Origin of the sequence: Myxococcus sp. AS-1-15 (genome assembly GCF_020037055.1) — a bacterium.
Classification (GTDB): Bacteria; Myxococcota; Myxococcia; order Myxococcales; family Myxococcaceae; genus Myxococcus; species Myxococcus fulvus.
Window position 1 is genome coordinate 734,834 of record NZ_JAIQDF010000002.1, and the last position, 26,271, is coordinate 761,104.

The 26,271-nt window shown below is 70.9% G+C and carries 21 protein-coding genes; 11 read left to right on the plus strand and 10 right to left on the minus strand.

From position 1 onward, the window contains the following. Positions 1 to 37 precede the first annotated feature (37 nt). The 3 genes from dnaJ to K8625_RS08765 all read left to right on the plus strand — a co-directional run bounded on the left by dnaJ (position 38) and on the right by K8625_RS08765 (position 5,208). Positions 38 to 1,168 carry a molecular chaperone DnaJ gene (gene dnaJ, locus K8625_RS08755; protein ID WP_223782407.1) on the plus strand — a complete coding sequence of 377 codons (1,131 nt, stop codon included), beginning with the start codon at positions 38 to 40 and terminating at the stop codon, positions 1,166 to 1,168. Between the two features lie 249 nt (positions 1,169 to 1,417). Next, positions 1,418 to 3,586, plus strand: a complete 2,169-nt coding sequence (locus K8625_RS08760) for a penicillin-binding protein activator (protein WP_223749273.1) — start codon at positions 1,418 to 1,420, stop codon at positions 3,584 to 3,586. Continuing rightward, positions 3,583 to 5,208: an aspartyl protease family protein gene (locus tag K8625_RS08765; protein ID WP_223782408.1), complete on the plus strand. Its 1,626-nt coding sequence runs from the start codon at positions 3,583 to 3,585 to the stop codon at positions 5,206 to 5,208. Before K8625_RS08760 ends, K8625_RS08765 begins: the two co-directional genes overlap by 4 nt. On the opposite strand, the gene K8625_RS08770 is transcribed toward K8625_RS08765, so the two are convergent. Beyond that, positions 5,202 to 5,894: an NAD-binding oxidoreductase gene (locus tag K8625_RS08770; protein ID WP_223749275.1), complete on the minus strand. Its 693-nt coding sequence runs from the start codon at positions 5,892 to 5,894 to the stop codon at positions 5,202 to 5,204. The genes K8625_RS08765 and K8625_RS08770 overlap by 7 nt on opposite strands. Positions 5,895 to 5,952: 58 nt before the next feature. Between K8625_RS08770 and K8625_RS08775 the strand changes: the two genes are divergently transcribed. Continuing rightward, positions 5,953 to 6,723 (plus strand): transglycosylase domain-containing protein, encoded by a 771-nt coding sequence (locus tag K8625_RS08775; RefSeq protein WP_223782409.1) that lies wholly within the window; start codon positions 5,953 to 5,955, stop codon positions 6,721 to 6,723. Between the two features lie 36 nt (positions 6,724 to 6,759). Here the strand turns inward: K8625_RS08775 and K8625_RS08780 are convergent, their stop codons facing one another. From K8625_RS08780 to K8625_RS08795, 4 genes are all read right to left on the minus strand, one after another. Further along, complete coding sequence (locus K8625_RS08780) at positions 6,760 to 8,805, minus strand: serine/threonine protein kinase (RefSeq protein ID WP_223782410.1); 2,046 nt, start codon at positions 8,803 to 8,805, stop codon at positions 6,760 to 6,762. Between the two features lie 141 nt (positions 8,806 to 8,946). Further along, on the minus strand, positions 8,947 to 10,623 hold the full coding sequence (locus K8625_RS43695) for a hypothetical protein (protein WP_255653416.1): 1,677 nt from the start codon (positions 10,621 to 10,623) through the stop codon (positions 8,947 to 8,949). A gap of 14 nt (positions 10,624 to 10,637) precedes the next feature. Further along, positions 10,638 to 11,582, minus strand: a complete 945-nt coding sequence (locus tag K8625_RS08790) for a hypothetical protein (protein WP_223749278.1) — start codon at positions 11,580 to 11,582, stop codon at positions 10,638 to 10,640. Between the two features lie 147 nt (positions 11,583 to 11,729). Next, a complete protein-coding gene (locus K8625_RS08795; RefSeq protein ID WP_223749279.1) occupies positions 11,730 to 13,490 on the minus strand; it encodes a CpaF family protein in 1,761 nt (586 codons plus the stop codon). Positions 13,491 to 13,661: 171 nt separating this feature from the next. On the opposite strand from K8625_RS08795, the gene ung reads away from it, so the two are divergent. The 5 genes from ung (at position 13,662) to K8625_RS08820 (ending at position 17,963) form a co-directional block, all read left to right on the plus strand. Next, the gene (gene ung / locus K8625_RS08800; RefSeq protein ID WP_223782411.1) at positions 13,662 to 14,339 is read left to right on the plus strand and encodes a uracil-DNA glycosylase; all 678 of its coding nucleotides are present in this window, start codon (positions 13,662 to 13,664) and stop codon (positions 14,337 to 14,339) included. 63 nt (positions 14,340 to 14,402) lie between these two features. Beyond that, on the plus strand, positions 14,403 to 15,221 hold the full coding sequence (locus K8625_RS08805) for an acyl-CoA thioesterase II (RefSeq protein WP_223749281.1): 819 nt from the start codon (positions 14,403 to 14,405) through the stop codon (positions 15,219 to 15,221). Between the two features lie 28 nt (positions 15,222 to 15,249). Beyond that, positions 15,250 to 15,744 carry a DUF3592 domain-containing protein gene (locus K8625_RS08810; RefSeq protein ID WP_223749282.1) on the plus strand — a complete coding sequence of 165 codons (495 nt, stop codon included), beginning with the start codon at positions 15,250 to 15,252 and terminating at the stop codon, positions 15,742 to 15,744. A gap of 90 nt (positions 15,745 to 15,834) precedes the next feature. Next, a complete protein-coding gene (locus K8625_RS08815) occupies positions 15,835 to 16,779 on the plus strand; it encodes a hypothetical protein (RefSeq protein ID WP_223749283.1) in 945 nt (314 codons plus the stop codon). Continuing rightward, positions 16,779 to 17,963: a tetratricopeptide repeat protein gene (locus tag K8625_RS08820; protein ID WP_223782412.1), complete on the plus strand. Its 1,185-nt coding sequence runs from the start codon at positions 16,779 to 16,781 to the stop codon at positions 17,961 to 17,963. The genes K8625_RS08815 and K8625_RS08820 overlap by 1 nt, the downstream gene beginning before the upstream one ends. A 495-nt stretch (positions 17,964 to 18,458) precedes the next feature. On the opposite strand, the gene K8625_RS08825 is transcribed toward K8625_RS08820, so the two are convergent. Beyond that, positions 18,459 to 18,827: a response regulator gene (locus tag K8625_RS08825; protein ID WP_141326776.1), complete on the minus strand. Its 369-nt coding sequence runs from the start codon at positions 18,825 to 18,827 to the stop codon at positions 18,459 to 18,461. A gap of 76 nt (positions 18,828 to 18,903) precedes the next feature. After that, positions 18,904 to 20,265, minus strand: a complete 1,362-nt coding sequence (locus K8625_RS08830) for a Xaa-Pro peptidase family protein (RefSeq protein ID WP_223782413.1) — start codon at positions 20,263 to 20,265, stop codon at positions 18,904 to 18,906. Positions 20,266 to 20,435: 170 nt separating this feature from the next. On the opposite strand from K8625_RS08830, the gene K8625_RS08835 reads away from it, so the two are divergent. Together K8625_RS08835 and gyrA are read left to right on the plus strand one after the other, a co-directional pair. Beyond that, positions 20,436 to 21,179 carry a tetratricopeptide repeat protein gene (locus K8625_RS08835; protein ID WP_223782414.1) on the plus strand — a complete coding sequence of 248 codons (744 nt, stop codon included), beginning with the start codon at positions 20,436 to 20,438 and terminating at the stop codon, positions 21,177 to 21,179. Between the two features lie 244 nt (positions 21,180 to 21,423). After that, complete coding sequence (gene gyrA / locus K8625_RS08840) at positions 21,424 to 24,213, plus strand: DNA gyrase subunit A (protein ID WP_223782415.1); 2,790 nt, start codon at positions 21,424 to 21,426, stop codon at positions 24,211 to 24,213. Between the two features lie 78 nt (positions 24,214 to 24,291). On the opposite strand, the gene K8625_RS08845 is transcribed toward gyrA, so the two are convergent. The 3 genes from K8625_RS08845 to K8625_RS08855 all read right to left on the minus strand — a co-directional run bounded on the left by K8625_RS08845 (position 24,292) and on the right by K8625_RS08855 (position 26,270). Continuing rightward, positions 24,292 to 24,897 (minus strand): hypothetical protein, encoded by a 606-nt coding sequence (locus K8625_RS08845; RefSeq protein WP_223782416.1) that lies wholly within the window; start codon positions 24,895 to 24,897, stop codon positions 24,292 to 24,294. Continuing rightward, positions 24,894 to 25,382, minus strand: coding sequence for a hypothetical protein (locus K8625_RS08850; RefSeq protein WP_223749289.1), 489 nt, complete (start codon positions 25,380 to 25,382; stop codon positions 24,894 to 24,896). Before K8625_RS08850 ends, K8625_RS08845 begins: the two co-directional genes overlap by 4 nt. A gap of 303 nt (positions 25,383 to 25,685) precedes the next feature. Next, complete coding sequence (locus tag K8625_RS08855) at positions 25,686 to 26,270, minus strand: hypothetical protein (protein WP_223749290.1); 585 nt, start codon at positions 26,268 to 26,270, stop codon at positions 25,686 to 25,688. Between the last annotated feature and the right edge of the window lies 1 nt (position 26,271).

Here is a 26,271-nt window from a genome sequence, read left to right on the forward strand (position 1 = left end):
AGTCAAAAAGTCCAGCAAATTCCAGGGGTTGAAGCGAATGCCAGCGGCGGCGGGACAGAAACGCGACTACTACGAGGTCTTGGGTGTGGCCAAGACCGTCTCCGCGCAGGAGCTCAAGAGCGCGTTTCGCAAGGTGGCGCTCCAGTACCACCCGGATCGCAACCCGGGGAACAACGAGGCCGAGGAGAAGTTCAAGGAGGCCTCGGAAGCCTATGAGGTGCTGAGCGACCCCGACCGGCGGGCGAAGTACGACCGCTTCGGGCACTCGGGCAACCCCTTCGAGGGCTTCGGCGGCGCGGGCGGCGGGTTCCAGGGCGTCAACATCAACGACATCTTCGGCGAGATCTTCGGCGACATCTTCGGCGGCGGCCGGGGTGGCGGACGTCGCACCAGCTCGCGTGGCGCGGACCTGCGCTACAACCTGGAGATCACCTTCGAGGAGGCCGCGTTCGGCAGCCGGCCCAAGGTGACGATTCCCCGGCCGAAGAAGTGCGAGACGTGCAGCGGCTCGGGCAGCAAGAGCGGCGCGGGTCCGCGGCCCTGCGGCACCTGCGGCGGCAACGGCGAGCTGCGCTACACCCAGGGCTTCTTCGCGGTGTCGCGGCCGTGCGGTGACTGCGGCGGCACGGGCGCGGTGGTGCCGGACCCGTGCGCGCGCTGCAAGGGCTCGGGCAAGACGCCGTCCGAAGAGGTCATCGAGGTGGCCATCCCCGCGGGCGTGGACAACGGCACCCGCGTGCGGCTGACCGGCATGGGCGAGCCCGGCGACCGGGGCGGCCCCGCCGGCGACCTCTACGTCACCGTCATCGTCAAGGAGCACCCGCTCTTCCAGCGCGAGGAGTACGAGGTCTTCTGCGAGGTGCCCATCTCCTTCACGCACGCGGCGCTGGGCGCGAAGATCGACGTCCCCACGCTCGACGGGAAGGTGAAGATGACCATCCCCGCCGGCACCCAGTCCGGAAAAGTCTTCAGGCTCAAGGGCAAGGGCATCCCCCATCTGCACAGCCAGCAGCGCGGAGACCAGCACGTGCGCGTGGTGGTGGAGACGCCCACGGAGCTGTCCTCCAAGCAGCGCGAGCTGCTCGAGAGGCTCGCGGAGCTGTCGGGCGAGGAGTCCCATCCCCAGTCGAAGAGCTTCTTCGCCAAGGTGAAGGAGCTGTTCGGCTGAGGCGTGTGAGGCCGGACCTGCCGTGTCCGGCCGGCCGCCCCACGTGGAGGCCCGGGAATCCATGGAGCGTGGCCCCAGGGCCGCGCGGGCGTGGTCCGGGTGCCGCGCCAACGTGAGGAAGTCAACGCGGCCTGGGGCAAGCGGCCGCATGGGCATGAAGGGTGCAGCAGGGGAGGGGTTCCGCGAGGAATCTTCTCCCCGCTCCGTTGTCGACGGAGGCGCGTCGCCGCTGCTATGCACCCCACTGCCATGGAAGTCCTGCCTACCTTGCGCCGCTCGCTCATCGTCGCGCTGGCCCTGCTGCTGACGGCCTGTCCTCGTTCCTCCCGCATCCCGTCCGGTGGCACCACGGGCGAGGACGTGCCCACGGGGGACCCGTTCCCGAAGAAGCCCGCCATCGAGGTGCGCAAGGACGCGTCCGCGGACGCGGCGCTCGCCCAGGCGCGGCAGACGGCCCAGGCCACGCCGGACAAGAAGCGGGCCGCGGAGGCCTACCTGTCCGTGCGCAAGGCGTACCCGGCGACGACGGCGGGCCAGGACGCGCTCTATCAGGCGGGTGTCCTGTTCTTCGAGTCGAAGGACTACGTCAACGCGCGCAAGTCCTTCAACGAGCTGCTCTTCGAGAACCCGCTCTACACCCAGGCCGAGGACGCCAAGCGCAAGCTGGCGCTGTCCGCCATGGAGGTGGGCGCGTACCGGGACGCGTACCAGACGCTGTCCAGCCTGGCCGAGCGCGCCGAGGGCGCCGAGAAGGAGCAGCTGCTGCGTGACGCGGCGCGCGCCGCCGAGGGCGCGGGCCTGTACGGCCAGTCGCTGACGATGGCGGTGGAGGAGGCGGGGCAGGCCAAGACGCAGGCGGAGCGTGACGCCGCGGTGGCCCGGGTGGAGGCGCTGGTGGAGGGCCGCGCGGACTTCGTGGACATCGCGCGCGTGGCGGACGGGCTGTCGCCGTCCAACCCGGCCTGGCCCGTGCTCACCTTCAAGCTGGCGCGCGTCTACTACCACCTGCGCGAGTGGAACCGGCTGGAGGAGACGCTCAACCGCTTCCTCGCGGAGGCGCCTGGCAGTCCGTTCGCGCCCCAGGCCCGGGAGCTGCTCGCGCGCGCCACGCGGCGCGTGGAGGCCAAGCCCCGCACGGTGGGCGTGCTGCTGCCCATGACGGGCCGCTACCAGCCCATCGGCGAGGCGGTGCTGCGCGGCATCCAGCTGGGCCTGGAGGGCAGCGACATCGAGCTGGTGGTGAAGGACACGCAGGGCGACGTGAACAAGACGGGCCAGGCGATGGAGCAGCTCGCGTTCGACGACGGCGCCATCGCTGTCTTGGGGCCGGTGCTCGCGGAGGACTCCAAGCGCGCGGCGCTGGTGGCCGAGGAGCTCCAGGTGCCGCTGCTGACCATGACGCGGCAGGATGGCGTCACGGACCTGGGCGCGTACGTCTTCCGCAACATGCTGACGAACGCCGCGCAGGCCAACGCCGTCGCGGACTACGCCATCAACGTGAAGGGCTACAAGAAGTTCGCCCTGCTGTACCCGAACATCCCCTACGGCGTGGAGCTGGCGAACGAGTTCTGGGACCAGGTGGTGGACCAGGGCGGCGTGGTGCGGGGCGCGGAGCGCTACTCGCACGACCAGACGACGTTCACCCAGGAGGCCAAGAAGCTGGTGGGCCGCTACTACCTGGAGGACCGCGGCGACTACGTCGAGGGCGTGAGGGATTTGCAGGGCGAGAACCTGGACGCGTTCCGCCGCCGCAAGGCGCTGGAGAAGGTGAAGAGCAACGTCGAGCCCATCATCGACTTCGAGGCCATCTTCATGCCGGACGACTGGCGGCGGGTGAGCCTGGTGGCCCCGGCGCTGGCGGTGGAGGACATCGTCACCAACGCGTGCGACCCGCGCGACCTGGAGCGCATCCGCAAGACGACGGGCAAGAAGGAGCTGAAGACGGTGACGCTCTTCGGCGCCAACCAGTGGAGCAGCCCCAAGGGGCGCTCGGGCCTGCCGGAGCTCATCGAGCGCGGCGGCAAGTTCGTCACCTGCTCGGTGTACGTGGACGGCTTCTTCGTGGACTCGCAGCGGCCGGCCACGCGCAACTTCGTGCGCAAGTACCGCGAGTCGTACAAGCAGGAGACGGGCAAGGACCCGGGCCTGCTGGAGGCCATCGGCTACGACTCCGGCCGCATGCTCCGCCAGCTGGTGGAGAAGAAGGAGGGCGCTCCGCGCACGCGCGCGCAGATGCGTGAGTCGCTCGCCAACCTGAAGGACTTCGACGGCGCCACGGGCCGCACCTCGTTCAACGACAAGCGCGAGGCCGTCAAGCAGCTCTTCCTCCTGTCCATCGACAACAAGGGCGTCACCGAAATCAACGTGGACAAGGAGCGCGAGAAGGCGGCCTCCGCGACGGGAGGCTCGGGTTCATGAGGGGTGGGGTGGGGCTGCTGGCGGCGGCGCTGCTGGCGGCGGGCGGTGGTGGGTGCGCGCATGGTGTCGCGACGCTGCCTCCGGACGTGGTGTCCCGGCTGGACGAGACGCCGGGCGCCTATGTCACGGGCGCGACGGCGGGGCTGGGCAAGGGCGCGGTCCTCAACCGGACGGACTTCATCTGGGGCCTGGACTTCTCGCCCCGGCAGCGGCGCGTGGCGTACACGCGGCTGGGCTCGCGCTCCTACTTCCTGACGCTGTGGGCGCTGGAGACGCCGCCCCGGAAGCTGGGCGACCCGGCCATCAACCCGTACGAGTTCGACGTGGAGGGCGTGGCCTTCTCGCCGGACGGCAGCCTGGTCGCCACCGCGGGTCGTGACGGCGCGGTGCGCCTGTTCGACGCGGCCACGGGCGAGCCCAAGGGCGTGCGAGCCACCGAGGAGCCGCTGTCCGTCGTGGCCTTCCACCCCGAGGGCCTGTGGCTGGTGGCGGGCGGCGTGAAGGGCCTGCTCACGGTGCTGGCCGTGCCGGACCTGGCCTATGTGTCCGAGGAGCGCGGGCACGAGGGGCCGGTGAGCGGCGTGGCCTTCGCGCCGGACGGGACGCTGTACTCGGGCGGCTGGGACAAGCACGTGCGCGCGTGGACCACCGAGGTCCAGTCGCTGTCACCGCGGGAGGCGCGCGTGCGTTTCGAGCGGCGCGGGGGCTCGGCCCTCGTCGTGGGCGCGCTCAATGGCAAGACGCCGGTGGGCTTCACGCTGGATGCGCGCGTGCCCCAGGTGGTCATCACCCGCGAGGCCGCGACGCAGGCGGGCATCGACCTGTCGCAGCTGAAGGACACGGTGGACGTGCCGGGCGCGCTGGGCACGACGCAGGCGCGGGTGGCGCGGGGACAGTCGCTGCGCTTCAAGTCGCTGGAGGTGCGCGACGTGGACGTGGCGGTGTGCGACGCGTGCGTGCCGCAGGGCTTCCAGGGCGTGCTGGGCGCGCCGTTCTCCGACAAGGTGGACGTGGCCTTCGACGAGCAGACGCTGGAGGCGCGCCTCGCGCTGAAGGGCGGTGTCCAGGCGGGCGCGGCGGTGGTGGACACGCTGGTGCTCGCGCGGCGCTCGGACTTCACGTTCCCCGCGTACGTCAGCGACGTCACGGTGGACGCGCGGGGCGCCCGGCTGGGCGTGGGGTTGTCGGAGCAGAAGCCGGAGAGGGACCGCGCCGTGTACGAGCGCGAGCGCAAGGGCGTCGAGGAGCCTCGGGGCGACTTCAACGCGGGCGCGCTGGTGGACGCGGCGACGGGGAAGGTGCTGCACAAGTGGCCGGTGCACCGGGGCGTGGTGTCCACGGCGGCGATTTCTCCGGATGGGCGCTCGCTCGTGTCCGGGGGCTGGGACAAGCAGGTGCACCTCTTCACCGAGGGACAGGAGGCCGCGCGGGGCTCGTACGGCTTCGATTGGTCCGTGCGCCGCGTGCGCTTCAGCCCGGATGGGCGCATGGTGGGCGTGGCCGCGTGGACGCCGCAGGTGGCCAGCAGCTCCGGGGAGAGCGACCCGTCCGCGGTGCTGCTCGACGTGGGCTACGTCGACGGCGCCACCGTGGTTCCTCCAGGGGCGCCCGTCGCTCAATAGTTGAAGAAGATGTGCTCGCGGGGCACGCCGCGCTCACGCAGTGCCTCGATGACGCCCTGGGACATGCCGGGCTGTCCGCAGACGAAGGCGCGGGCATCCGCGACGGCCTCCTCGCCCAGGTGCGTCTGCACGTAGCCGGTGAGCCCCTGCCAGCCGCTGGCGCCGGGCTGGCTGACGGTGCGCACCACCTGGACGCCGCCTTCCTCCCACGTGTGCAGCTCGCCCTGGTACGCGAAGGCCCCGGGCGTGCGCGCGCCGAAGTAGAGCTTCACGCGGCCGAAGTGCGAGCGGTCCCTTCGCACGGTGGCGATGACGGGCCGGATGGCGGAGATGCCGGAGCCGGTGGCGAACAGCAGCACGTCGTGCCCGCGCGCTCGCTCCACGGGGAAGCCCTTGCCCTCGGGCGCGGACACCTGCACCGGCGCGCCGAGCGGCAGACGGATGAGCGCGTCGGGCAGCGGGCTGCCGTCCTTGAGCAGGAACTCCCAGCGAAGCCCCTGGGCCTCGGGCGGGGAGGCGATGGCGAACATCCCCGGCTGCAGCCCGGGCAGGCACATCCGGACGTACTGGCCGGGGTGCGCGTGGGTTCCCACCAGGGGTGTGCCCTGGATGTCGAGCACGAGGTCGGTGAGCCCATCGGCTGCGGGGGTGCGGGCGGTGACGGTGGCCGGATGCCAGTCGGGCATGGTGAGTGCGGTTCTAACCCGTGTGTCGGGCGCGTGCTGCCCCTGGTAGCCTGGGGCGGTGAAGAGTCTCTTGTGGATAATCCTGTTCATGCTCGGCCTGGCCGGCGTGCTCATTCCGCTGACGTATCTCTATACGGCCAGCAAGCTGCCCCAGCTCGAGAGCGAGTTCGACGTCGAGAAGCTGCTCAAGCACAGCATCGAGGGCGAGCGGATGAGCCTGCGCGCGGGCCAGTTCGAGCGCAACCCGCGCCCCATCACCTTCAACCGGCCTGACTTCTCCCGGCTGCCCAAGGACCTGGTGGCGCTCTACATCCGCCACATGGACTGCCCGCGCTACTTCCAGACGCCGCGCGAGGACGGCGCGGCCTGGGCCTGGCGCCTGTTCGTGGGCGCCACGATGGGCTCGTCCCCGCCGGGTGAGGGCGCCTGTGAGCGGCTGCTGGCCATGCGCATCGCCCAGTCGCTGGGCATCTCCGGCAAGCTGGAGCTGACGGTCGCAGCGCACCGGCTGCACACCTTCATGCAGAAGGACCAGCTCATCGCGTACGACCTGGCCATCCTCTACTTCGAGCGAGGCATCGTCGGCGTGGAGGACGCGGCCTTCCGGCTCTTCAAGAAGGAGCTCAACGAGCTGCAGCTGGCGGAGTTCGCCGAGCTCCAGCTCGCGCTGCCGCCGTTCTACCGCTACTGGGACATCCGCCAGTGCAAGAACCCCACGGTGCTGCGGCAGGACCGCGACACGCTGCTGGGGGACCTGGCCGGGTGGAAGCTGGTGAGCGAGGACCGCGCGCGCAACGCGACGTCCCAGAAGCTGGGCTGCATGGAGTGAGCGGGACGCTCGGGCGCGCGTCGGTCCGCCCGGGCCTCACTTCTTGATGAACATCCTCTCCAGCAGGTCGATGCCCTGCTGGACATTGCGGAGGGACTCGGCGTCGCCGGCGTCCTTGGCGGCGATGCGGAGGTTGTCCAGCCGATTCAACATGGCGCCCGGGCTCGTCACCCGCTTCTGAGCCAGGAGCTCGGGCAGGGCTTCCTCCAACGATTCGATGCGCTTGAGCACCTTGGCGCGCGACTGCGGGTCCAAGGGGGTGGTGGTGGGCTTGCTCGCGCTCGAGGGCCGTCCGGCACGGGCCAGTGTCTCCGGCTCGTCGGTGGTGGAACTCGTCTCTCGCGTGGACTTCGCGAGGGCCAGTGATTTCCTCGTGGCGGTTGCCGAGCCCTCGGACCCTGCTTCGGACTCGGACGGGGCTGCGACGGGCGCGCTCGCGACGGTGGGAGCCTGCTGTGCGGTGGAGCCCGCGGGATTCTGGCCATCACCGACGGCCGAGGTTCCGACGGCGCCACCCACCCCAGGGACCTGCTGCCCGGCGCGGGTTTCATCCCGGGGAAGCGCGGCGAGCTGCGCGGTGCCAGCCTCGTTCCGAGCCGCCCCGGCGAGCTGCGCAGACCCAGCCTCGTTCCCCGCCGCCTCGGCGTGGGCTTCGTCCCGAGCCTCCGCTGCGAGACGCTCGGCGGGAGCTTCGTTCTCCGCCGCCGCGGCGTGGGCTTCGTCCCGAACCTCCGCGGCGAGCCGGTCGGCGCGAGCGTCCACCTCGCGCTGCGGCGTGAGCGGCACGGCGCGGGCCGGCTCGCGCAGTATCAACGCCGCGGCGCCGACGAGCAGCAGCGCGGCCGTCCCCACCGCCACGGCCACGGGCAGGTGCTTGCGCGCGGGCGCATCCAGCACGGCCGTCGGCCGCAGGCTCCGCTCCGCGCCCAGCTCCGTCGGCGCGGGCACGGGCGCGGTGGGCCTGCGCGAGGCGGCGTCGTCCGGGACGGACGGCTTCGGCTGGGTGGGGGCGAGCGCGCTCGCGTTGGAGTGCGTGGTGGAGCGCAGGGAGCGGCGCAGCTTGTGGAGCTGCTGCCGGAGCGCGTCCGCCGAGTTGGGGCGCGCCTCCGGGTCCTTGGTCAGCATCTGCAGGATGAACGCATCCAGCGCGGGCGGCAGGTCGGGCACGAACTCCGACGGCCGGGGCGGACGCGCCTCCACGTGCTTCATCAGCAGGTCCACCGGCGAGCTGCCGATGAAGGGCAGCCGCCCCGTCACCATCTCGAAGGTGACGACGCCCAGCGCGTAGAGGTCGGTCATCGGACCCACCTCCTGGCCTCGCGCCTGCTCCGGAGCCATGTACTCCGGCGTGCCCACCACCATGTCCGTGCGCGTCTGCGCGGTGCGGCCGGTGGGGCCCTGGCCCCGCTTGGCGAGGCCGAAGTCCAGCACCTTCACGTACCGCGAGCCGTCCGGCTGGTGGACCATGAAGATGTTGCTCGGCTTCAAATCCCGGTGCACCACGCCCGCGCCGTGCGCCGCGGCCAGCGCCGCCAGCACCTCGTCCAGGATGGGCAGCGCCTCCAGCACGGGCAGCCGCGTCCGCTCCGAGAGCACCGCGTCCAGCGGCTGGCCCTCCAGGTACTCCATGACGATGTACTGCCGGCCGTCAGGGACCTGGCCGAAGCCGAAGATGTCGATGATGCCGCGGTGGCGGATGGCGTTCACCGCGCGCGCCTCGGCGAGCAGCCGCTCCACCTGCTCGGTGGAGTGCGCCAGCTCCGGGCGCAGCACCTTCACCGCCACGCGCTTGCCGATGAGCGGCTGGATGCCCTCGTACACCAGCCCCATTCCGCCCACGCCCACCCGAGCGCGCAGCTCGTACTCACCAAGCTTCAGGCCGATGAGCGGGTCCCGCAGGGACTCCGCCGAGGCCTCCAGGGTGCTCTGCACGATGACCTTCGGCTCGTCGGCCTCCGGCGATGCCGGTGCCGGCGGTGGGACGTGGAACGCAGCGAGTGCCACGGTGCCATCCCGCGGGCACACACCGGTGTCGGCGGGGACGGGGAGACCACAGGTTTCGCAGTTCAGCTCGGAAGCCATCTCGGGAAGAAAGGCCAGCGTAGCAAGACCGGGAGGGGGGCGCGATGGGCTTCGGACCTGGGTGCAGGGCGAGCGTTCAGGCGACGCACACCCCAAGTGTCCCCGACGCCCCTCCAGCGTCGGTCAGCCGACGGATGTCCCTCACGGTGAGGTCGGGCAGCCCAACGTCGGCACCGACGCGCCGGGTTCGCCCGCAAGGCCCGTGCTCGGTCCACCATCGCCGCCCGGACCCTGGGTGATGGTCGTCCCCGCGTCGTCCTGCGTCACCTGCGAGCGTGTGCACCAGATGCCCACCGAGGGGCCGCCGCCACCACCGCCGCCAGGCCCGCCCGCGCCTCCGTTGCCGCCCTTTCCGCCAGGGCCGCCGGCGCCACTCTTGTAGGTCATGTCCTCGAGGTTGGTGCGCCCCACGGTCAGGCCTCCCTCCCCGCCGGCCCCCCCGCGTCCACCCGTGCCTCCCCGGCCACCCGCGCCGCCGCCGAGCGTCTCGATGGACGTGGCCGTCTCCAACGCCACGTTCGAGTCGAACACCAGCAGGCCGATGGACGCACCGCCGCCACCGCCACCCGCGCCGCCCTGGCCGCCGCAGCCGCCCGCGCCGCCGCCGCTGCCTCCGGGGCTGGCGGGCTCGGTGATCTGGGGGCTCGACTGGATGAGGCAGCTGCCACCGCTGCCGCCGCCGCCACCACCCGTACCGGACGTCCCCGGCTCACCCGCGCCGCCGTTCTGGCCCGCGCCCACCGTCCACGTCCCGTCGACCTCCGACAAGGTCCCCATTCCCGCGCCGAACGCGCCCGCGTCCCCGGGGATGCCCGCGACGCCCGCGTCTCCCGCGAAGCCGTCGCCAGCGGTACAGCTGCAGGAGGAGGGGGAGGCCCGGCAGTCCTTCGTGTCCAGGGCGCCACCCGCGCCGCCCGTCCCTCCCGTCGGAGGACCTCCCGCCTGGGGCTGCCCGGGGGCTCCGTCGTTGCCCACGGTCTTGTGGACTCCGGGGGCGCCGTCTCCGCCTGAGCGCGAGCCCTCCTCGCCGGGGCACGCCAGGTTGATGCCGCCCGCGCCACCCTCACCCGGCACGGTCGGGCTTTCTTGGAGGGTCTTGGTGCCCTCGCCGCCGTCGGGGCCCGGTGCTCCGGCGTCACCGTTCGCGCCATCCTGTCCCGCGGCGCCGTGTCCCGCCGTGAGCACGGTGTGGCGCAGCCGCACGTCCGAGCCGATGACGCGCAAGGCGATGGAGGGCTGTCCCGGCGCCTGTCCATCCGCGGAGCGCACGCGCAGGTACTCCAGCACGATGCCGGCGTCCGACAGTCCGCGAACGGTGAGCGCGGTGGGGCCGGCCTCCAACCGGGCCACCTGGGTGCCGGCGCGGCGCCAGCCGCCATCGCGTCCCGCGTAGCCGCCGTGGAGCGACACGGGCACGTCCAGCGTCAGCTCACCCTCCTGGTACTCCCCGCCCGCCAGGTACACCCGCGTGGGCGCGCCGCCGTCCCACTGGCGCACGAGCGACAGCGCGTGGCCGAGCGTGCGCAGCGGCGCGTCGCGCGTGCCGGTGCCGTTGACGTCGTCGCCCGTCACGGGGTCGACGAACAGGCCCTCGCTGGCGCGGCCGTCCACGCCGTCGCAGTCGGAGTCCTCGAAGGTGTCGTCCGGGGTGTCGTCGATGGCGGTGTTGGGGATGCAGCGCCCGGCGTCGGGCACCTGCTCGCACCGGCCTTCGTCGAGGCAGCGCTTCCGCGCGGCGTCGAAGTCGTAGCAACCGCCGGCGGCGAGCACCGCGCCGAGCGCCGCGCCCAGGGCGCCGAGCGTCCAGGTCTTCCGCATGGGTCCTCTCGAGGTCATGGCCACGTCCCGGACAGGCCCACCATGGCGCCACCCGACGTCACGGCGGCGGAGGGGACGACCTTCGCGGGAGGGTCGTCCTCCGGCCACAGGAACATCACCGCGCCGGCGACGAGCCCCGCCGCGCCCACCCCGAAGGCCACGCGGCTCACCGTCTGCGCGCTCTTGCCCTGGGACACCAGCGCGTCCGAGTCACGCAAGGGGATGTCCGCGCCGCCGGTCTCCAGCGTGTCGTAGCGGTCCTTCGCCTTCAGGTAGAACACCGTCCCCACGCCCGCGAGCACCACGCCGCCCGCCGCGGGCAGCCAGGCCCAGCGCCGCGCGGAGGAGGAGGTCTGCGCGAGGGCGGGCTCTGGCGGCACGGGCGTCGGCTGGGAGCCGGGGTCGGAGGTGCCAGGCCGGGTCACTCGCGTGGGCGGGGGAACGTCGTCGATGCGCGGCGGGGGAGGCGGTGGCCGCAGCGCGCGCAGCGTCGCGGGCAGCACCACGTCCAGCGTCTGCGTGAGCGCGTCCAGCAGGCCGTCCTCGAGCACGTCGGAGACGAAGTGCTCGGCGATGAGCGCGCCGTCCTTCGCCGCGTGGAGCTTCATTCCCGCGCGGTACCCCTGGGGCTTTCGCACCAGCTCCGTGACGAGCACGACCTCCGCCTGGCTGGTGGTGCCCAGCCATTGGATGCAGGGCGCCTCGGTGCGCTTGCAGCGCAGGAGCGCGCGCCGCTTCGTGGCGGGCAGCCTGCGGGTGACGTTGTCCATCCGGATGACGCGCACGCCTCGCGACTCGAGCTGCTCCGTGATGTGCTCGCGCGCGAAATCCACGACGTGAGTGGGAGTTCCCGTCGCGTCCGGGGGCGCGACCAACACGCTCAGGGGCCCCTGCGGGGCGGGGAGCGCGGGCGCCTGGGCGGCGACCACGGTGAAGACGGCGACGAGGGAGATCAACACGTGAGCACTTTCCCCCCGACACGACCTCCTCGCAAGAAGGGGAATCAGGGGCGACCCACCTCGGGTGGCGTCACGCTCGCGGGCGGTGCGTGCGGTGACGGGAGACTCCACCACCCGGGTAGGGCGGCGGAGTCGTGACCCGTGGCCTCAGCGCCGAGGCCGCTCCGACGGAGCGGGGCGGATCTGCGTCTTCTCGGCGCCGCCCTGGGGCTCGGCCGTCGCGCCCGTGTCCTCGTCCTCGTCGTCCACGTGGGCGGGCATGGCCGGCGGGGGCCTGCGCGCGGCGAGCGCGGGGCGGGCCCCGGGAGGCGGAGGCCTGGGCGGCGGCGTGCCCGGGCGACGCGGCGGGGGAGGCCGGCCCGCGTCGGTGAGCAGCTCCTCGTCCACCTCCACCTTGGCCTCGGCGGCGTGGTCCATGCCGCTGGCGAAGGGGCTGCGGGTGGGCGGCGGCGTCTTGTCGTCGTCGCTCTCGGGAGGAGGCGGCGGGCGCGCGGCGGGAGGCCGGGCGGCGGCCTGTCCCGCGGGCGGCGTGGCGCTGGCCACCCTGGGAGGCGCGGCCGTCGTGGCGGGCTTCGAGGTGGGCAGGTTCGCGGGCACCTGCACCTGCACGGGCGCGGCGGCGGGCGCGGGCGCTCCACCGGCCTTGGCGGCCTTGGCCTCGCGCGCGCTCTGCTTGAGCTTCTCCTCGAACGCGGACCACTCCTGCTTGTAGTGCGCGGGGTCCGGCTGTCCCTCCTCGCGGTGCTTCAGCGAGGGCGCCCACCGCACGGTGTAGGACTCACCGGCGTGGAACGTGGGCGGAGGCGGCAGGCCATAGGTGGCCGGGTCGAAGAACGAGTCCTCCAAATCGCTGAAGCCGTACGCCTTCGCCTTGGCGACGAAGTTGGGGATGATGCCCGTGGGCGCGTGGTAGCCGAGGATGTGGTCGTCCTCGTCCTTGGCCACCGGCGTGAAGACGAAGATGTCCTGCGTGCGGTAGTCGCCCTTCTCGTTGAGCGGCAGCACCTCCGACAGGGCAATCGTCTTGCGGCTGCCGTCGTGCAGACGCTCGCAGCAGATGACGAAGTTGATGGCGCTGGCCACCTGGGCGCGCACGGCCACCATGGGCAGCTCCACGCCGGACATGAGGCACAGGGACTCGATGCGGCGCAGCGTGTCCGTGGGCGTGTTGGCGTGCGTGGTGGCCAGCGAGCCGCCGTGGCCCGTGTTCATCGCCTGCATCAGGTGGAACGCCTCGCCGCCGCGCACCTCGCCGACGACGATTCGGTCCGGACGCAGACGCAGCGCCGAGTGCAGCAGGTCTCCCATGTCCACGCCGCCCTTGCCGAACTTGTCCGGCGGACGGCTCTCGAAGGCGACCACGTGTGTCTGGTTGAGCTGGAGCTCGGCCGAGTCCTCGATGGTGAGGATGCGCTCCTCGTCGGGGATGAGCGAGGAGACGATGTTGAGCAGCGTCGTCTTGCCGGAGCCCGTGCCGCCGGCCACCAGCATGTTGAGCTTGGTGGCGATGCCCGCCTCGATGAGCCGCGCCATCTGCGGCGTCAGCGAGCCGAACTTCAGGAGCGACTGGACGGTCAGCTTCTCCTTGAAGAACTTGCGGATGGAGATGGTGGTGCCGCGGCGGGCAATCGGCGGAATCACCACATGGATGCGGCTGCCGTCCGGAAGGCGCGCGTCCAGGCGCGGGCGCTCCTCGGTGAGCATGCGGCCGACGAACTGGGCCATGTTGCGCGCGGCGCCGATGAGGCCTTCCTCGGTGAAGGCCGCGTCCGTCTTCGTCAGTCGGCCCTTCTTCTCGATCCACACGTCGGTGGGGCCGTTGATCATGATCTCCGACACCGACTCGTCGTCCAGATAGGGCAGGACGGGCTTGAGGAAGGCGCGGAGTGACTCGGTGTACATCGTCATGGCGCCTCGCAGGCTAGCGCGCCCGGGGCCTTCCCCCCAAGAACCCGTCCCGCCCGCCCGGTCGCTTCCAGTGCGGCTGTCACCCCCTGGACGCCGGGACGAAAGCGATGGGCCCCCCGCGCGGGCGGTGCTTCAATGCCCGACCTCGCAGGTCGGACGGGGAGTCACGCCATGTTGAAGGACGGGTTGCCGGAGGACTGGAAGCGGGAGCTGAAGTCCGCGCTCGATTCACCCTCGTTCCAGGAGCTGGAGCGCTTCGTCGCCCGGGAGCGCGAGGCGGCCACCGTCTTCCCCTCGGAGGAGGACCTCTTCTCCGCCTTCCGGCTGACGCCCTACGCGGACGTGCGCGTGCTGCTTTTGGGCCAGGACCCGTACCACGGGCCCGGGCAGGCACACGGGCTGGCGTTCTCCGTGAAGCCCGGCGTGCCCTCGCCGCCCTCGCTGGTGAACATCTTCAAGGAGCTGGAGGCGGACGTGCAGGAGCCCCGTCCCAAGACGGGCTCGCTCATCCCCTGGGCCGAGCAGGGCGTGCTCCTGCTCAACGCCGTGCTCACCGTGCGCCAGGCCCAGCCCAACAGCCATGCGGGCCACGGCTGGGAGGACTTCACCGACGCCGTCATCCGCGCGGTGAGCGCCAAGCAGGACGCCGTCGTCTTCCTCCTCTGGGGCAAGTACGCCCAGAAGAAGAAGAAGCTCATCGATGCGAAGCGCCACGTCGTCATCGAGGGCACCCACCCCTCGCCCCTGTCGGCCAGCAGCGGCTTCTTCGGCAGCAAGCCCTTCAGCAAGGTGAACCAGGCCCTGGAGTCCAAGGGCCGGCCCCCGGTCGACTGGCGCCTGTCCCGGTGAAGCGGCGGGCCGCACCGCGCGTCCGGGCACGAAGGCCGTGCCTCCGGGACGAGGCTTGATACGGTGCGTCGCGACATGACCGCCGCCTTCGTCGCCGCCTCCACGCCCGAGCTGCTGGAACCCAACGTCTACCGCACCCGCTTCCACGCGGACTGGTACCAGGGGAGGGGGGCCTATGGCGGCGTGGTGGCGGGCACGGCGCTGCGCGCGCTGGAGCACACGCTGGCGGACGCGGCCCGGCCGGTGCGCTCCTTCACTATGCACTTCTGCTCTCCCGCGGTGGAGGGCGAGGCGCGGGTGCTGACGCGCATCGAGCGCGCCGGGAAGCTCGTCACCCACGCCACGGTGCGCGTGGAGAACGACGCGGGCGTGGTGGCCGTGGGCAGCGCGACGTTCGGCGCCTCGCGCGGCGGGGCCCTGGAGTACCTGGACCTGACGCCCCCCAAGGTGCCGCCCCCGCTGGACGTGCCGGCGACGCCCGACGACGTGCCCATGCCGGACTTCTGCCGCCACTTCGAGTTCCGCTTCTGCCTGGGCTCGGCGCCGTACTCGGGCTCGGACGTGGCCGAGACGGGCGGCTGGCTCCGCCCCCGTCAGCCCACGGTGCTGGACGCGCCCCTGTTGGTGGGGTTGATGGACGCCTACCCCCCGGCGGCCCTCTCCCGCGTGGAGGGCTTCCGCCCGGCGGCCACGGTGGACTTCACCGTGCACTTCTTCCACCCGCTGCCCAGGCCCGGGCTGAAGCCGGACGCCCACTTCCTGCGCACCGGGCGCTCGCGTCAGGCGGGCGAGGGCTACGCGGACGACTACCAGCAGCTGTGGACCGAGGACGGCGTGCTGCTGGCCCAGTGCCGCCAGCTCTTCGTGGTGATGGGCGGCTGAAGTCCCGCCATCTGGTAGTGTCGGCGGCGTGCAAGTGCTCTGGGTCGTCGTCACCGCCATCGCCGCGCTGCTCGCCGCGGTGGGTGTCCTCTTCGTGGTCGCCGGTCTCAAGGACGTCCAGCGCGCCCGGCGCACCCTGAGCTGGCCCACCGCGCCCGGCACCATCCGCTCCGCAGAGGAGTTCGAGCGCCGCCTCCCCGTCGCCGGCCCGGCCGAGCCCCGCATCCACTACGAGGCCGTCATCCAGTACGAGTACACCGTGGGCCGCGTCCTGGTCGGCACCTCCACCCTGCGCGTGGACCCCGCCGCGTACACCAACCCGGAGCACGCCCAGTCCGTCCTCCGGCGCTATCCCCCGGGACAGGCCGTCCGGGTCGCCTACAACCCGGCGGACCCCACCGACGCGGTGCTGGAGCCCGGCGCGCACGCGCCCAGCTTCGTGCGGCTGGGCGTGGGGCTGGGGCTGGTGGCGCTCGGCGCCTGCATCCCGCTGGTGGCGCGCTGGTTCGCGGCGCGCCTGTAGGAAAATCTCCGTCCTGGACGCAACTGATCCACGTCCCCCGCGACAATCCCTTCACATTCTTTCCCGGCCAGTCCCCGGCCGAGGTCCGCCATGAGCGATCGCTCCTCCATCCGTCGCGGTCAGCAGAACCCGGTTCGCACCACCCAGACGCCGCAGAACGCCGCGGTGGTGAAGAACACGACCACGGACAAGGTCGTCAAGGACACCAACACGGGTGTCCAGACCACCTTCGAGAACGGCCGGCTCCAGAGCCACTTCGAGCGTGAGAAGAGCACCACGCAGAACTGGAACACCAGCTACAGCCACGAGTCCCAGCACGAGTCCACGGGCCGCGTGACGGGCGCCATGGCGAGCCTGCTGGGCGCCATCCCGAAGGTCGGCATCGACGGCCAGTTCACCAAGGGCGCGGCGGTCAAGAAGTTCGAGGGCGGCTTCGGCGACGCCAACAGCGTGGCCCAGGGCTACGGCAAGGTGAGCCTGCTCGAGGCCGAGCTCAAGGGCTCCGGCGAGGTGGGCATCGAGGGCGGCAAGCTGTTCGCCCGCGGCGACCTGGACGCGAAGGCCACGCTGGTGGACGCCGAGGGCACGCTGCGCGCGGGTGTCGGCCCCATCCAGGCGGAGCTGCAGGGCAAGGCGTGGGTGGGCGCGAAGGCGGGTCTCCACGGTGAAGTGACGGTGGACCCCATCAACGGCAAGTACGCGGCCCGCGTCGGTGGTGACGCGTTCATCGGCGCCCGCGCCGGTGCCACGGGCACGGTGAAGCTGGGCGACTACGGCGGCGTCACGGGCCGTGCGGAGGCCTGGGCCGGTGTGGGTGTCTCCGCCCGTGCCGAGGCCAGCTGGGACAACGGCCGCTTCAAGGCCCGCGTGGACTTCGGCGCGGCCCTGGGCGTGGGCTTCAAGCTCGGCTTCGACGTGGACATCAACTTCGGGAAGATCGCCGACGCGGTGAAGAGCGTCGTCGAGAAGCCGGTCGAAGTGGTCAAGGATGTGGTGAAGTCCGTCGGGAACTTCTTCAAGGGGCTGTTTGGCTGATGGCGGAGACCGCCAGGTACGACGCACTTCTCGCAGCCGGGGAGCTGGACCAGGCACGTCGGGAGGCCGAGGCCGCGCTCAAGCGCGATGCCTCGGACCTGTCGGCCCGGGTCGCGCTCGCCCGGCTCGCGGCATTCGATGGCAACGAGGCCCAGGCCGAGTCATGGCTCGCGGGCGTGAGCGCGGAGGAGCCGGACGTGCAGCTGGTCCGGGCCGCGCTGCTCACCCGGCGAGGTGACGCGGCGGGCGCCCTGGCGCTCTACCGGAAGGTGGCGAAGGCGCGCCCCCAGAAGGCCGAGGCCTGGTTCGGCCAGGGCTACCTCCTGGCGGAGCAGGGCGACAACGCCGGCGCCCGCACCGCGCTCGAGCAGGCGGTGAAGCTGTCGCCGGGCACGGCCATCCATCACTTCCACCTGGGGCGCGTGCTCTTCGCCCAGGAGAACCTGAAGGACGGCTTCCACCACCTCCAGGAGTCGCTGCGCCTCAACCCGAGGCACGGGCCCAGCTACCTGGTGCTCGCGGTGGCGCTCCAGGCGGGCGGTGAGCTGGGCGCGGCCGAGGAGCTGCTGACCACGGGCATCAAGGCGCTCGACGGCGACCCGTACCTGCTCAACGCGCTGTGCAACGTGCAGCTGGCGCGCGGCAACCTGAGCGGCGCGGTGGCCACGGCGGAGACGCTGGCGCGCGTGGAGCCGGACGCTCCCGCGGCGCAGGCGAACCTGGCGCGGCTGCGGCTGGCGCAGGGGCGGCTGACCGACGCGCTGGAGCTGTGCAGGAAGCTGGCGTCGCGCGGACAGGCCACCTCGCAGAGCCGCATGGTCGAGGGCATGGCGCTGGAGGCCATCGAGCCGGTGGACATCCCCGCCGCGCTGACGGCGTGGCGCGAGGCCATGAAGCTGGACCCGGACGACTGGGCCCCCGCCAACAACCTGGGCAACCTGCTGATGCGCATCCCCGAGGACGAGCTCCCGGGCGCGGGCCAGCAGGCGCTCGAGGCGCTGGAGGAGGCGCACCGCCGCGCGCCGGAGCGTCCCGAGCCGCAGCTCAACCTGGCGCTCGTGAGCGCGCGCCTGGGCGACAAGCAGCGGGCGACGCGGCTGGCTCAGTCGCTCTTGAAGCTGGAGCGCCTGGACCCCGAGTGGCGCGAGCAGGCCGAGCGGCTCATCAAGGCCCTGGCCTCCTGAGCTGAGGTGACGGACGGGCGCTCACGGGCGCCCGTCCGGTGGCGTCGCGGCACGCGGTGCGGTTCCCGCCACGGCGCGACAGCCGCGCCAGGCCGCCGCACGGGTGTGTGTCGATGTCTCTGGCCTGCGTCGCGCGTGGCCGCCGTCCGAGCGCATTGATGCATCTGGCGCTGCGCTCGCGTGCGTGGCCATCGACCCGCCGCACGGGTGTGTGTCGATGTCTCTGGCCTGCGTCGCGCGTGGCCGCCGTCCGAGCGCATCGATGCATCTGGCGCTCCGCTCGTGCGCATGGCCATCGACCCGCCGCACGGATGTGTGTCGATGTCTCTGACCTGCGTCGCGCGTGGCCGCCATCCGAGCGCATTGATGCATCTGGCGCTCCGCTCATGCGCGTGGCCATCGACCCGCCGCGTGAGGTGGCACCGCATCCGCCCGTGAAACATGTGTCGAGCGCTGTCGCGGGTGGCTGGTTTCACCGCATGGGGCGCTCGGCGTTCACGCCGCCACGTTGGCGAGCTGCTTCATGAGCAGTCGAATCAGCTCCACGGGGTGGATGGGCTTGGGCAGCAGCTCCGCGCCGTAGCGGATGGCGACGGGGATGAGGTCGTCGAGCTGCTCGTGGCCGGTGAGGAAGATGAAGGGCGCGTTGCACTCCTTCAGCTCGCGCATGGCGATGAGCACGTCCGCGCCGTTCATCGATGGCATGTTGTAGTCGCAGAGGATGGCGGAGATGTTCCCCAGCTCCTCCTGGAACGCGCTCTCGGGTGACTGCACCGTGCGCACCTGGAAGCCGGCGCTCTGCAGGATGTCCGTCACCAGCGAGAGCACGAACAGGTCATCGTCAATCACCAGCACGGTCTGCATCGCGCGCTCTCCCGGCAAGCCTGTCTCATCCTACGAGTCGGGCCAGCCAGGAGAGTAGGGCGAGCAACGCATTCCGTCAGCGCGGTGCGGGAGCCACGGGGCTCGGCTGACCCGGGGTGCCCGGCGACGGGATGAGCACCAGGTCCTCCTGCGGCGGAATCAGGTACTCGGCGCCCGTCTCGGTGACGACGGCCATCTCCTCCACGGAGAGGACCCGCATCGCGTCCGGGCCCTCCTTCCACGCGAAGAACCCGTCGAAGGCGAACACCTGCCCCGTCCGGATGATGCGCGTGGACTGGCCCTGCTTGGGCTTGTCCTTCGCCCCGCCGGAGAGCGCGGGCCCCACGTCATGCGCCCAGTAGCCCACCGGGTGGCCGGTGCCGAACATGTTCATCGGCTCCGAGCCCGCCTCCTTCATCCACACGCGCTGCGCCTTGTCCACGTCCCAGCCGCTGGCGCCCGGCTTGAGCGCCGCCAGCGCCACGCGGTTGCCCTGCCGGCCCTTCTCCCACTTCTCCAGCGCGTCCTGCGGCACCTGGGTCTGCCCCGGCGCGAGCACGTAGGCGAAGCGCTGGATGTCCGTGACCCACAAGTGGCCCACGCGGATGCCGAAGTCCGTCTGGATGAAGTCCCCGGGCTGAATCACCTTCTCCGTCGCATGCGAGTGGCCCCTCAGAGGCCCGCTGTTGACCGCCGGGTTCTGGTCCGGCGCCCACGCGTCCCCCACGCCCAGCTCCGCCATGCGCTTCTTGAGGAAACGAGCGACGTCCGAGTCCCGCGTCTTGCCCGGCACCACCGTGGCGTACGCCTCGACTTGCAACTGCGCCGTGAGCGCCGCGGCCTTGCGCAGGATGTCCACCTCCTCGGGCAGCTTCACGGACAGCCACTCGGAGACGACGTCCTCGGACGACACCAGCTTCTTGCGCAGCGCGGGCGACAGCGCCTTCTCCAGCGCCGCGCGCTGCGAGGACGACAGCCCGTCCGCCACCGTGACGGACGTGGACGCGTTGATGGCGATGCGCGCGGGCTTCGCCGCCGCCAGCCGCGCGGCCACCTGCGCATAGAGGTCCTGCCCGCGCTCCACCGAGATGACCTCGTCCAGCGGCGCCACCTCGCGCAGCGCCGTGGCCTCGCTCACCGGCGACAGCGCGAGCGAGCGCACCGTGTCCCCCTGCCGCAGGAACAGGAACGCCGCGGTGCCGCCCGCGTTCTCCCCGCCGACGTGGATCGCCAGCGGGTCGTTGTCGTTCTCCCGGCAGAGCACCACCCAGGCGTCCACGTTGGCGCGCGCCATGGCCTGCGGCAGCAGCTTCTGGATGCGCTCCTTGCGGATGCGCGGCCACGGGTCGCCAGAGACGATGGAGTCCTTGCCCGCCGCGCTCGCCAGGGGGGCGGCGAGGAGCAGGGCGGTGACGAGAGCGGACCGGACGCGCTTCATGCTTCGGGAATCCTTTCGGGAGAAGGCGCCGCCATCATCCCCGACCTCGTCCGCTCCCGGCACGGCCCCCGTGTGAAGCCCTGTCGCGTCGTCATGAAGAAATGCCCGGGCAAACCGGAGAAAACCGCGAGCGCAAGCGCCACCGCCGTCGCTCGTTTAAGGTGATGACCATGGCCAAGAGCTCCTCTCGCAAGTCCGCCGCGAAGGCGAAGGTGAAGGTGAAGAAGCCCGCCGCCCCCCGTGCCGCCGCTCCCCGGAAGAGCCAGGCGAAGCGGCCCGCCCGGCCCCCCGAGCCGCCGCCCATCGTCCTCGAGGCCGAGCCCGTCTTCCCCGAGGAGCCCACGCTGGAGGACACCCCCAAGGCCCTGCCCGCGGGCGAGGAGGGCTCAGGCCGCGTGCTCCCCTTCGAAATCGACCCCAAGCGCATGGAGGAAGGCCTGCGCAAGCTCCAGGGCGAGGTGGTGCACTGGGCCAACAAGGGCCGCTACACCCGCGTGCGCTTCAAGTTCCGGGGCAAGCAGCTCTTGCCGGACCTGCCGCTCGCCGCCGTCGTGGCGGCGGAGGGGCTCACGTTCTACTGGGGCGGCATCCTGCGCGTGCTCATCGCCAACGTGGTGGGCGGCAGCGTGTTCCAGGTGGAGCTGGTGAACGACGCGGAGAAGCGCGTCCAGGCCGGCAAGGAGGCCCTGCTGTCGGGCGACGTGGACCAGGCCCTGGCCCTGTTCCGCGAGGCCGTCGCCATGGACCGCGACTCCGCGCCCGCACACCTCAACGTGGGCGTGGCGCTCAAGCTCAAGGGCGACAAGCCAGGGGCGCTCGCGGCCTTCGAGAAGGCCAAGGAGAAGGACCCCGAGGGCCCTGTCGGCACCGAGGCCGAACGCCTGGCCGCGCCCCTCCGTCCCTCGCCCGTCTAGCGTCCGTCCCGGGCGGCTCGGGAGGCCCGTTTTTCTTCGTCGGAAGCGGGCTGAAAACGGGGTGTTCGAGCGTTCAGTAGGGGGCGTTTTCCAGCGCTCCGTTGACTTGATTCCGGACCCCATCGCATGTGGGGTGTCCACCCCCTCGTTTCCCTTGTTGACGTAGGGAAATCCAGGGGTTACGAACGCTCCCTCACTGGACGGCGGCCCTTCACGGGGTCCCTCCGCGACACTCCCAGAGCCCATGGCTGACGACACCACCGACAAGCCGGCCCCGCCCTCCCCGCCTCCTCCTCCGGACGGCGCTGGAGAGCTCATTCCCGTGAACATCGAAGACGAGATGCGCCGCTCGTATCTCGACTACTCGATGTCCGTCATCATCGGTCGCGCGCTGCCTGACGTACGCGACGGCCTCAAGCCCGTGCATCGCCGCGTGCTGTTCGCGATGAACGACCTGGCGAACTACCACAACCGTCCCTACAAGAAGAGCGCGCGCGTGGTGGGTGACGTCATCGGTAAGTACCACCCGCACGGCGACTCCTCCGTGTACGACGCCATGGTGCGCCTCGCGCAGCCGTGGAGCCTGCGCTACCTGCTGGTCGACGGTCAGGGCAACTTCGGCTCGGTGGACGGCGATATGCCCGCCGCCATGCGCTACACCGAAGCGCGCATGGACCGCCTGGCCGAGGAGCTGCTGGCGGACATCGACAAGGAGACCGTCGACTTCGGCCCCAACTACGACGACTCCCTCGAGGAGCCGCTCGTGTTGCCGGCGCGCTTCCCCAACCTGCTCGTCAACGGCAGCAGCGGCATCGCGGTGGGCATGACCACCAACATCCCGCCGCACAACATGACGGAGGTCATCAACGGGACGCTGCACCTCATCGAGAACCCCACGTGCACCGTGCGGGACCTGATGGAGTTCATCACCGGCCCGGACTTCCCCACCGGCGCGTTCATCACCGGCCGCGAGGGAATCCACCGCGCCTACGAGACGGGCCGCGGGCAAATCACGGTGCGCGCCCGGTCGGAGATCGAGACGTCGAAGAAGGGGGACCGCGAGTCCATCATCTTCACGGAGATTCCGTACCAGGTGAACAAGGCGCGGCTCATCGAGAAGATCGCCGAGCTGGTGCGGGAGAAGAAGCTCGAGGGCATCAGCGACATCCGTGACGAGAGCGACCGTCAGGGCATGCGCATCGTCATCGAGCTCAAGCGCGACGCGATTTCGCAGGTGGTGCTCAACAACCTGTACCAGTCCACGGCGCTGGAGACGACGTTCGGCGCGGTGATGCTGGCCATCGACGGTGGCCAGCCGCGCACGCTGAACCTCAAGGAGCTGCTGGACCGCTTCATCGCCCACCGCCGCGACGTGGTGACGCGCCGCACGCGCTACGAGCTGCGCAAGGCGCTGGCGCGCATGCACATCGTGGAAGGTCTGCTCGTCGCGCAGGACCTCATCGACCTCGTCGTCAGCCTCATCCGCGCGTCCAGGGATCCGGACGAGGCGCGCTGGGGCCTGATGAACATCCTGTCGCCCACGCTGTACGAGCACGAGCGCTTCGCGAACCTGCAGCGCATCGACTACGACAAGGCGAAGGCGCAGATGGAGCTGCTCGTCTCGCGCGCGCGCAACGAGGAGCCGCAGTACCGGGGGCTGGCGCACAAGTACGAGGGCGCGGGCTTCAGCCAGGAGCAGGCGCAGAACATCCTCGAGATGCGCCTGCAGCGGCTCACCGGCCTGCAGCGCGAGGAGCTGTTCCGCGAGCTCATCGGCCTGGTGCGCGACGTGGCGCGCCTGCAGGACATCCTCGCCAACGAGAAGAGCCTGCTCAACGTCATCAAGACGGAGCTGATGGAGATTCGCGAGCGCTACGGCGACAAGCGCCGCACCGAGATCATCGGCGCCGTGGACGACATCACCAGCGAGGACCTCATCGCCGAGGAGACGATGGTGGTCACGCTGTCTCACACCGGCTACGTCAAGCGCTCGCCGCTGTCGGAGTACCGGGCGCAGAAGCGCGGTGGACGCGGCAAGACGGGCGCGGCGACGAAGGAAGATGACTTCGTCAGCAAGCTCTTCGTGGCGAGCACCCACGCGTACCTGATGCCGATTACGACCAAGGGCAAGCTGTACTCGCTCAAGGTGCACCAGATTCCGGCCGCCAGCCGCACGTCGCGCGGCAAGGCGATGGTGAACCTGGTGCAGTTCGGCGAGGGCGAGAAGCTGGCCCAGGTGCTGGTGACGAGGGACTTCCCGGAGAGCCGCTACGTCTTCTTCGTCACGAAGAAGGGCGTGGTGAAGCGCACGGACCTGAGCGCGTTCGAGAACGTCCGCTCCAGCGGCATCATCGCGCTGGGCATCGACGAGGGCGACGAGCTGGTGGCGGTGATGATCACCGACGGCTCGAAGGACATCCTCCTGTCGACGGCCAGCGGCATGAGCATCCGCTTCCCGGAGTCGGAGGTCCGCTCCATGGGTCGTCAGGCCTTTGGCGTGAAGGGAATCACGCTGGAGGAGGGCGACGAGGTGGTGGGCGCCGTGGTGGTGGAGAACGAGTCCGCCATCCTCACGGTGACGGAGAACGGCTACGGCAAGCGCACCGAGGAGGCCGAGTACCGGCAGCAGGGCCGCGGCGGCAAGGGCATCATCGACATCAAGACCACCGAGCGGAATGGCAAGGTGGTGAGCGTGGTGCAGGTGAAGGAGTCGGATGAGGTGATGCTCGTCACCAACGGCGGGATGCTCATCCGCATGAAGGTGAAGGAGATCTCCGTCATCGGCCGCAACACGCAGGGCGTGCGCCTGATTGCGCTGGAGAACGACCAGGAGAAGGTGATGGCCCTCTCCAAGCTCCCCGAGGGCGAGGAGTCCGAGGAGGAGTCGGAGACGGCGACGCCCGCCGAGGGCGCTCCGGAGGGTGTGGTCGCGGAGGCCGTGGCCACCGAGGCCGAGGTCGCTCCCGCCGCCGAGGAGGCTCCTGCCTCCGAGACGCCGACCGAGGGCGGTGGCTCCGAGGAGCCGCAGGCCTGAGTCGGACCGTGATTTGAAACACCGAGGCCCCTCTTCCCCGTGCGTGGGGAGAGGGGCTTCGTCTTGGTGGGCGTGAGGTTAGAGAAGTCCGAGGAAGGTGATGGTGGAGGGGCCGCTCAAGCGCCGCAGTCCCTCCGGGCCGCTGCACGCGTCCAGGTCCGTGGAGAGGAACGTGGTGGTGCGCAGCACGGTGGCGCCCTGGAACTTGCCGGCCTCCACCGAGCCGACGTGGGTCAGCGTGAGCAGGAGGCCCTCGACGCGAGCGGCGACGCGGGTCTGCACGAGCGTGGAGGTCTCGCCGGTGTTCCAGACGAGCGTCCCACGAGCCCGTCCGACCTCCAGCAAGTCGAGACAGGAGAAGGGCGAGGCCCCCAGGTTGCCCACGGTGTACGTGGCGGACGTCAGGGTGGGGTCGAGCAGGGCCAGGCAGTTGCTGAAGACCGACGTGCCTGAGATGCCCACGTCCTGGCGCTCGTTGCGAAGCGGCGGTGCGTAGTGGAGGTCTCCCGAGCCCACCGGGCAGCTCGCGAGTGTCAGCAACGCCTGCTCCGCTCGCGCGGGCGCCTCCGCTGGAGTGCCTTCGTTGTCCCGGGGCTCGGGAGGAGATCCGCAGGACATCAGTGCTCCACTGACGAGCAGGGAGATGGTGATGCATCGCAGCAGGTGTTTCATGCGCGTGCTCATGGCAGCCCCAGCAGTGTCAGCGTCGTCACACCGGACATGCCCGGGACGCCACGAGACGAGAAGCAGTCGAACAGGTTCACATCGAAGTACGTCAGGGTCCGGATGGCGGTCGCTCCCTGGAACTTCCCGGACTCGACCGTGCCCACGTAGGTGATGGCGACGGTGGCGTTGCTGACCTGGACGGAGCCTCGCGTCTGAAGCAGGGTGGAGGACTCGCCCGTGTTCCAGGTGATGTCCGCGCGTGCCGAGCCCACCTCCAGCAGGTCCTGACAGGCAAAGCCGGGCAGCTCGACGTGAACAGAGAGCTCGCCGGACGTCACCTCACCGGACAGTGAGACGCAGTTGGAGAACGTCGACGTCCCGGTGACGGTCGTGTCTCGAGGGACCACCGAGAGGGGCGGTGAAAAGCGATTCATCGTCGAGCCCACCGGACAGCTCATCACCGTCGGCAACTGCTGCCCCTGCGCGATGTCCTCGGTTGGCACGGGCGCGGGAGCTTCCCCACCGCAGCCCGACAAGACGCTTCCCATGAAACCTGACAGCAGCAGGGCGAGCCTGGACCCTCGACGCATGAGTGAACCTCCACGGAGTGCAAAGAGGCCGCAGGGATAGGGAGGACTTTCGACGTGGGCGACGTGGGACCCACACGCACCGTTCGCGCGTGGGCTCAGGGGTTGGACCTTCGTCCACTCCGGGAGGAGGAACGGTCAGGTCGAGGGCAGGACGTCCAAGCGCTTCGAGACATCCCTGCGGAAACGCCGCCCCGCACCACCGCCCGCATACGGTGTCTAGAGCAGCCCGAGCAACGAGAGGGTCGCCGTGCCGCTGTGCCGGGCGAGGCCCTCTGGCGAGGAGCAGGCGTCCAGGTCGGTGTTGAGCACGGTGGTGGTCCGAATCGCTGTGGCGCCCTCGAACTTGCCCGAGACCACCGAGCCCACATGCGTGAAGACGACGGAGAGCCCCTCCACCCGCGCGCCGAGCCGCGTCAGGGTCAGGGTGGAAGTCTCGAGGGTGTTCCAGGTGACGACCGAGTTCGTCGTGCCGATGTCCAGCAAGTCGGAGCAGGCGAAGCTGGGCCGGAAGACGTTGAGGGGGGTGTTGCCGGAGGTCACCCCGCCGAACAAGGAGTAGCAGTTGGAGTAGGTCGTCGTGCCCGTGGTCGTCACTGCCTGGGAGGTGTTCTTCAAGGGCGGGGAGTAGTCGAGCACCGTCGAGCCGATGGGGCAGGAGACGAGCGTCACCAGGCCCTGCTCCGCCGTCGCGGGCTCCTCGATGGGTTGTGGCGCGGCACTCTCCTCGAGCCCTCCGCAAGCGGTGAGGACACTTCCTGTCAGCATGAACACCACGACCGTGCCCCATGATGGGTGACGCATG